Here is a 7,256-nt window from a genome sequence, read left to right as displayed (position 1 = left end):
CTCCGGCACCGCCGACCGCCTCGGCGTCGGTTTCAAGGAGCTCAGCGCGTCAAATCCGCGGCTGATCTACTGTTCGATCTCCGGCTACGGCCAGACCGGGCCCGATGCCGGACGGCCCGGCTATGATTTCGTCATGCAGGCCGAAAGCGGCCTCATGGCCATCACCGGCGAGAGCAATGGCGAACCGATGCGTGTCGGCGTCGCCATCACCGATATCGTCTGCGGCATGGTCGCCACGCAGTCGATCCTGGCGGCGCTTTACGAGCGCGCGACGACCGGCAAGGGCCAGTTCCTCGACCTGTCGCTGATCGACTGCGCGCTCAGCCTGCTGATCAATGTCGGCAGCGGTTACCTTAACACCGGCCAAGAGGTCGCCCGCTACGGCAATGCCCATCCGACGGTCGTTCCCTATCAGATATTCGAAGCCTCCGATGGCAGCTTTGCGCTGGCGGTCGGCAATGACCGCCAGTTCGCGGCGCTGTGCGAGAAGGTCGTTGATCTGCCACATCTGGCTGGGGATGCGCGCTTCATCAAAGCAGGGGCGCGCGCCACCAACCGTGAGGCGCTGATCCCGCAACTAGCCGCCGTCTTCAAGACCAAGCCACGTGACCACTGGATGGCCACCTGTGCCGCCGCCAGCGTGCCGGCCGGCACGGTAAAATCGATACCGGAAGTCTTCGACAGTTCCAATGTGCGCGAGCGTGGCCTCGTCCAGACCTTGCCGCATCCGCATCTCGGCTCCGTCGCCATGGTGCGCCCGGCGCAGGGACTTGCCGCGCAGCTGACCGCGGACTTCACCGCGCCGCCGATGCTGGGCCAGGACACAGCTGCCGTGCTGGCCGACGTGCTCGGCTATAGCGCCGAGATCATCGACCAGCTGATCGGCACCGGCGCCATCGGCGTCTATACGCCGGCCGCCGAACCGATCCCCGCCTGATCTTCATGGAGCCTGACGGGCCTTCGTCTCGCATTTGCAGGTCGACTGAATGGTTCTTCAAGAGGGCGAAGAGCCGTTCCTTGTTTTGGCGCAATTCCCTGGAGAAAGCGCTATGCGCTTTTCCCGGGAAACCGCTTCACCTTTTCTGGAATTGCTCGGCCGGCTACTTCTGCTGGCCGTAATTCTTGTAGCGCCCGCGAATGGCGGGGATCTCGCTGCCCTCGATGAGCACCGGCGTGCCGGCGCTGCGCGCCAAAAGGTACTGCCGCGCCAGGGTTTCCAGCTTGATGGTGCGGATGAGCGCCGTGTCGAGATCGCCGCCGAAGGCGATCATGCCATGATTGGCGAGCAGGCAAGCCGTGCGGTCCTTGAGCGCGACGACGGCAACCTTGGCCAGTTCGCTTGACGCGAAAAGCGCATAGTCCGAGCAGCGCACATCATCGCCGCCGAAACCCGCCACCATGTAGTGGAACAGTGGCAGCGGTTCACGCAGGCACGACAGCGCCACGCAATGGTCGGGATGGGCATGCACGACGGCGCCGGCCTCGGGAAACGCCTTGTAGATTTCGGCGTGCATCTCCCATTCGCTCGACGGCCGGAACGCAGCGTCCCAGGATCCATCGAGCTGCATCGCCACCATTTGCTCCGGCCGCAAGGCGCTTGTGGCTATTCCCGTCGGCGTGATCAGCATGCCGCCTGTCGTGCGCACGCTGATGTTTCCGGTGGTGCCGACATTCATCCCGCTGGCGTCCAGCGTCTGCGTCGCGGTGACCAGGCTCGTGCGTTCGATTTCGAGTTCCATCACGATGCTCTCCTTGCCGGTGGCCATGTGTCGATCGCCGGCGCAATAGTGCTCGGCCGTGTCATGTCTTGCAGAACGTCGGTGAAGATATCGGGGCCGCCGAGCTTTCCCGATTTCAGCATCAGCGCCAGCGGATCGGAAGGCCGGCCGGGGAGGTGAGCGATGGCGCGCGACAGTCCGGGGCCCTCATAGGCGCCCATGGCGATCCGGTCGATGCCGAGCGCCTTCACCACCGAACCGGCGGTCTCGCCGCCGGCGACGACGAGCCGGCGGACACCGAGTTCGCGCACCAGAATCTGGGCAATCCCGGCCAGGATCTCTTCCGCCCTTGCCGCCACCATATCGCGGCCGTGCGCCTGCTGCAGCGCTTCGACGGTCGCTTGCGGCGCTGTCGTAGCAATGGCGATCATCGCGCCGGGCAAATGCCGTTGGGCGAAGGTACGCGCTTCGGCCATGACATCGGCGCCAGCAAAGGCGCTGGCAAGGTCAATCGTCAGCAGTGGATTGTTTTGCGCAAAACGCTCGAGCTGTTCGATGGTGCGGTCGGCGACGCTGCCGGCCAGCACCGCTGCCGGCCCTTCGACGGCCGGCAGGCTGGCGGCAACGAGATCGCCTGTATCCAGCAGCCCATGCGTGAGCCAGGCCGGTGGCAGATGCGCGGCGACTGAGGAATTGCCGGTCATCAGCGGCAGGTCGAAGGTGGCTTCCGCGATCGCCGCCAGATCGCGCTCGCGGATGGTGTCGGTGACCAGCAGCGTCTCGCCGCGCCTGCTTTGCTCTCCTATAGCGCTTCGGATGGCTCCAGCGCCGGCATCGACGACGAGATAGGGCACCAGCCCGACCTTGCCCCTGCTCTGCGCCTGCAGCACGCGAACCAGATTGGAATCGGTCATCGGCGTCAGCGGATCGAAGCGCTTGGGCGACTCAGCAAGCAGCTGGGGACCGCCGAACATATGCCCCTGATAGACGGTACGCCCAGTCTCACACAGCGCAGGGGCGAACAGTGTGACGCCGCCGCCAAGGCGCTCGAGCAGCGCTTCGGCGCAAGGACCGATATTGCCCGCGGGCGTCGAATCGAAGGTGGCGCAATATTTGAAGAAGATCTGCCGCGCGCCAGCTTCGACCAGCCGGTCCGCGGCCTCCAGCACCTGGCGCACCGCATCGCTGGCTGCGATGACGCGGGTCTTCAGCAGGATCACATGGGCAAGATTGCCTGATGGGATCGGCGCGTCCAGCCCGACCGTGCATCCCGTCGGAATGCCGCGCGCGACCAGCATCGACGCCAGCTCGGTGCCGCCGGTCAGATCGTCGGCAATGGCGCCGAACAGCAAGGAAGGCATCGACGCGGTCATGCGGCCCGTCTCATGTCTGCCGGTTTCGGGGCGGCTTGTCTCATGTCGGTGGTCAGGCCATTCGTGGTATCATATACACAAGCCACGCGACGCAGGCGACGCCTGCGCTGTTGCAAGAACGGAGAGCGGATGTGACTGCTTCTATCGCGCCGATCGCGCGCGACAATCTGACGACGCGTGTCTATGAGGAGCTTCGCCGTGCCATGATGGAAGGCCGTTTCTGGCCGGGCCATCGCTTCAAGATCCGCGACCTTGCCGCCAGCCTTCAGGTGTCTGAGACGCCGGTGCGCGAGGCGCTGATGCAGTTGGTGCGCGAAAAAGGCCTGGAGATGGAGGCTGGCCGTTCGATCACTGTCGCCCAGCTGTCGCTGGCTCAGTATCTGGAACTGCGCAGCATCAGGCTGCATCTCGAAGGCATGGCGGGTGCCGCGGCAACGACGCGCATCGAGCCGCGCGAGATCGACCGTCTGGCGGCGGTGCATGAGAAACTCATTGCCAACGAGGACAATGGCCGCTGGTTCGAAGCCGTCCGCGACAATTGGGAATTCCATCACTCGATCTACCAGGCGGCGCAAATGCCGGAGCTGCTGGCCATCATCGAGGGAATCTGGCTGCGCAACGGACCGCTGGTGAACTACCAGTACCCGCACGCCCGGCCGACCTATGACGGCCGCCACCGGCATCTCGACATTCTTGAGGCGCTGCGGGCGCGCGACGAGAACGGTGTGCGCAAGGGCATTCAGCAGGACATGATCGAAGGCGGCCGCCTGCTGGTCAACGTTCTCGAACGGCTGAACGACGGCGCGGTCACGCCGGAGGAACTGCGCCGCGCTGCGCAGAACGGCCGACTGGTGTCGGCCACCGGCTGAACAGTTTGTTCCTTTCCACCGCATTGGCGCCGGTCACGCCACCTGCGCCGCGGCGGCCATGCCCGCATCGGCAGCCTGCAGGGCGAGATCTATATCTTTTGAGGTGTGCGCAGCACTCAGGAACATGTTGTGCCGGGGATGGAAATAAGCGCCTTCGCGCAAGGCGGCCGAGCAGAATGCGTTGGCTAGCTTGAATTCGGCATCGCCGTCGAACAGCACCATCGGCATCGACACCGGACCTGTCTGTCGCAGCGAAAGACCATGCTTCTTCGCTGCAGCATCGAGGCCTGAGCGCAGCCTGTCGCCGGCCTGTGTCATGTGGGTGACGGCGTCGGTATCGCGCAGCGTGCTGATGGTGGCGATCGCCGCGGCCATTGCGACGGCGCCGTACCAGAAAGAACCCGTCACATAGACCTTGGTCGCGGCTTCGCGAAACCGGTCGGTGCCTGCGATGGCGGCCAGCGGATAGCCATTGGCGATCGCCTTCGAGAAGGCGGACAGGTCCGGCCGTACGCCGAGCGGCTCCCAGCTACCGGCGAGGTCGATGCGGAAGCCGGCGCGCACATCGTCGACGATCAATGCCGCATCGGCAGCGGTGGTGAGTTCGCGCGCCCGTTTGGCGAAGGCGGCGGTCGGCAGTTCCTGGTCGCGGGCGATGTCGTGCCGGAAGGCAGTGACGACGACAGCAGCGAGATCGTTGCCGGCCTGCTCGACGGCCGCTTCGAGGCTGGCGACGTCATTATAGTCGAAATGGATCAGATGGGCGCGGTCCTCGGCGGTGACGCCGGCCAGCGATGGCGTGCACCACGGCACGGCGCCGTGATAAGAGCCGCGCGCGACCAGCACCTTGCGTCGGCCGGTGCCGGCGCGCGCGATCGTCACGCAGGCCGTGGTGGCGTCGGTGCCGTTCTTCTGCAGCATTGCCCAGTCGGCATGCGCGACCGTCTTGACCAGCAGCTCCGCCAGTTCGACCAATACCTCGCCGGGGCCGTTCATCGCATCGCCGAGGCGACGCTGCCGGGCGGCAGCCTCTTCGACTGCTTGATGATGGTGGCCGAGAATGTTGGGCCCCCAACTGCACATCAGGTCGATGTATTCGTGCCCGTCGACGTCCCAGACCCGGCAGCCGTCGGCGCGTTCGAAGAATTGTGGATAGGCGGAGCCGAGATAGCGCGTCGCCATGTGTCCCCACATGCCGCCCGGAATCACCGAGGCCGCACGCTCGCGCAGCAACTGGTCCTTGGAGTTGATCAGGGAAGGCATGACGAGGTCTCCGCTCATTGATATATCATATATTGAATGTGATGTTGGAAGAACAGGATTTGCTGGCCTTCCGGGATGGAGAACAGGGAGGCGACTGTCGCCTCCCTGTATTGTTTTGCTCAGTGGCTGAGTTCTGCCAGCGGCAGGTTGCAGCAGGCGCTGTAGCGCACGCCCTTGACGTCCGACTTGTAGGCCAGGATCAGGTTCGGGCTGATCAGCGGCAGGATGATCCTGTCCTTGATCATCTCCTCGCCGGCCTGGTGCCACAGCCTGGCGGCCTCGTCGCCGCTTGCCGCAAGGGCTGCCTTGTAGATATCCGCTTCCTTCGGGTTGAGCACCGACGGGTCGCGCTCCGCGCCGGCACGGCGCGACCAAGGGCTGCCCTTCGTCATGGCGAAATAGTCGATGTATTGCGAGGTGCCGTAATAGTCCGGCGCGTAGAACACCGCCGTCATTGGGATGCCGTCGCCATTGACGCGCTCGCGCCAATTGGCGAAGGGGATCGGCTGCAGGTCGAGCTTGATGTTGATCTTGGCCAGATCCTGCTGGACCTTCTGCATCAGAAGCGACAGATCGACGCCATAGACGTTCATGCCGGGGAACGCCGCTTCCATCTCGAAGCCGTCGGCATGGCCGGCCTTGGCCAGAAGTTCCTTTGCCTTGGCGACGTCATAGGGCTGCGCCTCGAAGCCCGAACCGCCGGGGAAGCCAAGCGGGATCGGCGCGCTGATCAGCTGGCCCTCGGAGCCGATGGTGAAATCGAGGATGCTCGGACGGTCGAGACCGAGCGAAATGGCCTCGCGCACTTCGGGCGTCAGCGGAACCTTGTTGGCCTTGGCGCCGGGCGACAGCGCCACATAGATGAAATTGTAGGACGGCACGGTCTCGATTTTCACGTCGCTGCCGGTCATCGTCTTGGCCGTGTCCGGATCGATCTGCATGGCGATGTCGGCGGTGCCGCTCTGCAGCATCTGCGCCTGCGCCACCGCATCCTTGGTCTGGCGGATGACGACTTCGCTCAGCGCCGGCGCCGTGCGCCAGTACTTGTCGTTGCGCGCCAGCCGCAGTTCCGAATTGGGCTCATAGGATTTCAGCACGAACGGCGCGCTGCCGGCCGAATGCGCCAGGAACCAGGCCTCGGCATTGTCTGTCGTCGAAGCATCCGCATCGGCCTTGGCGCCGGCTTCGGAAGCGACCTTGCTGTTGACGACCGCCGCGTAGGGTGCTGCCGCGATGTTGAGGAATTCGGAGCTCGGCGCGACCATCTTGACGACGACCGTATGCGCGTCCGGGGTCTCGATCGAGGCGACATTGTCCATCAGGAACGAGGCGCTGCCCTTGAGGTTCTTCAGCCGCTCCCAGGACCATTTCACGTCCTTGGCTTCGACCGGCGAACCGTCCGAGAATTTGGCGGCCGGGTCGAGCGTGAAGGTGAAGCTGCTCTGGTCGGCATTGCCTTCCCACTTCGAGGCGAGCAGCGGGATCAGCTTGTTGTCCTTGTCCAGCGTCAGCAGCGATTCATAGACGCTGGAATTGTAGATCTGGCAGGTGTCGCAGAAGGCGCGGTGCGGATCGAGCGAGTTGAGGTCGATGTTGCGCGCGATAACCAGCGGCTTGCTGTCCTGCGCGAAGGTGGCCGGTGCCCAGAAGGCGCTGGTGGCCAGCAACATCGCTGCCAGCATCGTCGCCCTGGTCTTGTTTCTCGGTAGGATGGTCATGTCAGTTCTCCCATTTTCTTGTCGGATCTTTGTGGCAATGCGTTCGCTCTATCCACCCACGGCAGTGAGGGATTGAAGCGCGGCCTTGAGCTTTTCAGCGCCGCCCAGTGCGGCGCGGTTGAGCGGGGCCGATACGACGGGAGCCGAAAGGCTTCCCGTCACATGCAGGATCTCGTGATCGAGATAATCGAACACGCGATCCTGAATCTCTTGTGTCAGTCGTCCGCCAAGCGACAGCCCACGCTGCACCTGCTCGATGACGGCCACCCGGTTGGTCTTGCGGATCGAAGCTTCCACCAGCGGCCAGTCGAGCCC

General features: G+C 64.3%; 7 protein-coding genes. 2 read left to right on the top strand and 5 right to left on the bottom strand.

Features of this window, described 5'->3' with window-relative positions; genetic code table 11:
* A partial coding sequence (locus tag EN914_RS18010) for a CaiB/BaiF CoA-transferase family protein (protein ID WP_164778779.1) occupies positions 1-937 on the top strand: 937 nt, incomplete at its 5' end.
* A 163-nt stretch (positions 938-1,100) separates the two neighbouring features.
* On the opposite strand, the gene EN914_RS18005 is transcribed toward EN914_RS18010, so the two are convergent.
* Together EN914_RS18005 and otnK are read right to left on the bottom strand one after the other, a co-directional pair.
* Positions 1,101-1,739, bottom strand: coding sequence for a class II aldolase/adducin family protein (locus EN914_RS18005; protein WP_024501856.1), 639 nt, complete (start codon positions 1,737-1,739; stop codon positions 1,101-1,103).
* Positions 1,739-3,091 (bottom strand): 3-oxo-tetronate kinase, encoded by a 1,353-nt coding sequence (gene otnK / locus EN914_RS18000; RefSeq protein ID WP_024501855.1) that lies wholly within the window; start codon positions 3,089-3,091, stop codon positions 1,739-1,741. Before otnK ends, EN914_RS18005 begins: the two co-directional genes overlap by 1 nt.
* A 131-nt stretch (positions 3,092-3,222) precedes the next feature.
* Here otnK and EN914_RS17995 point away from each other — a divergent pair, with 131 nt between their 5' ends.
* On the top strand, positions 3,223-3,960 hold the full coding sequence (locus EN914_RS17995; RefSeq protein ID WP_024501854.1) for a GntR family transcriptional regulator: 738 nt from the start codon (positions 3,223-3,225) through the stop codon (positions 3,958-3,960).
* A 33-nt stretch (positions 3,961-3,993) separates the two neighbouring features.
* Here EN914_RS17995 and EN914_RS17990 read toward each other — a convergent pair whose 3' ends face one another.
* The 3 genes from EN914_RS17990 to EN914_RS17980 all read right to left on the bottom strand — a co-directional run.
* Positions 3,994-5,223, bottom strand: coding sequence for an aminotransferase class III-fold pyridoxal phosphate-dependent enzyme (locus EN914_RS17990; protein ID WP_081714203.1), 1,230 nt, complete (start codon positions 5,221-5,223; stop codon positions 3,994-3,996).
* 119 nt (positions 5,224-5,342) lie between these two features.
* A complete protein-coding gene (locus tag EN914_RS17985) occupies positions 5,343-6,905 on the bottom strand; it encodes an ABC transporter substrate-binding protein (protein WP_024501852.1) in 1,563 nt (520 codons plus the stop codon).
* Between the two features lie 84 nt (positions 6,906-6,989).
* Positions 6,990-7,256: transketolase C-terminal domain-containing protein (locus EN914_RS17980; RefSeq protein ID WP_281034659.1), on the bottom strand; the 267-nt coding region annotated here is incomplete at its 5' end.

Origin of the sequence: Mesorhizobium sp. M7A.F.Ca.CA.001.08.2.1, from assembly GCF_003998455.1 — a bacterium.
Taxonomy (GTDB): domain Bacteria; phylum Pseudomonadota; class Alphaproteobacteria; order Rhizobiales; family Rhizobiaceae; genus Mesorhizobium; species Mesorhizobium ciceri.
Note: the sequence above shows the minus strand (reverse complement) of the source record. Positions and strands in the feature narration are given on the sequence as shown.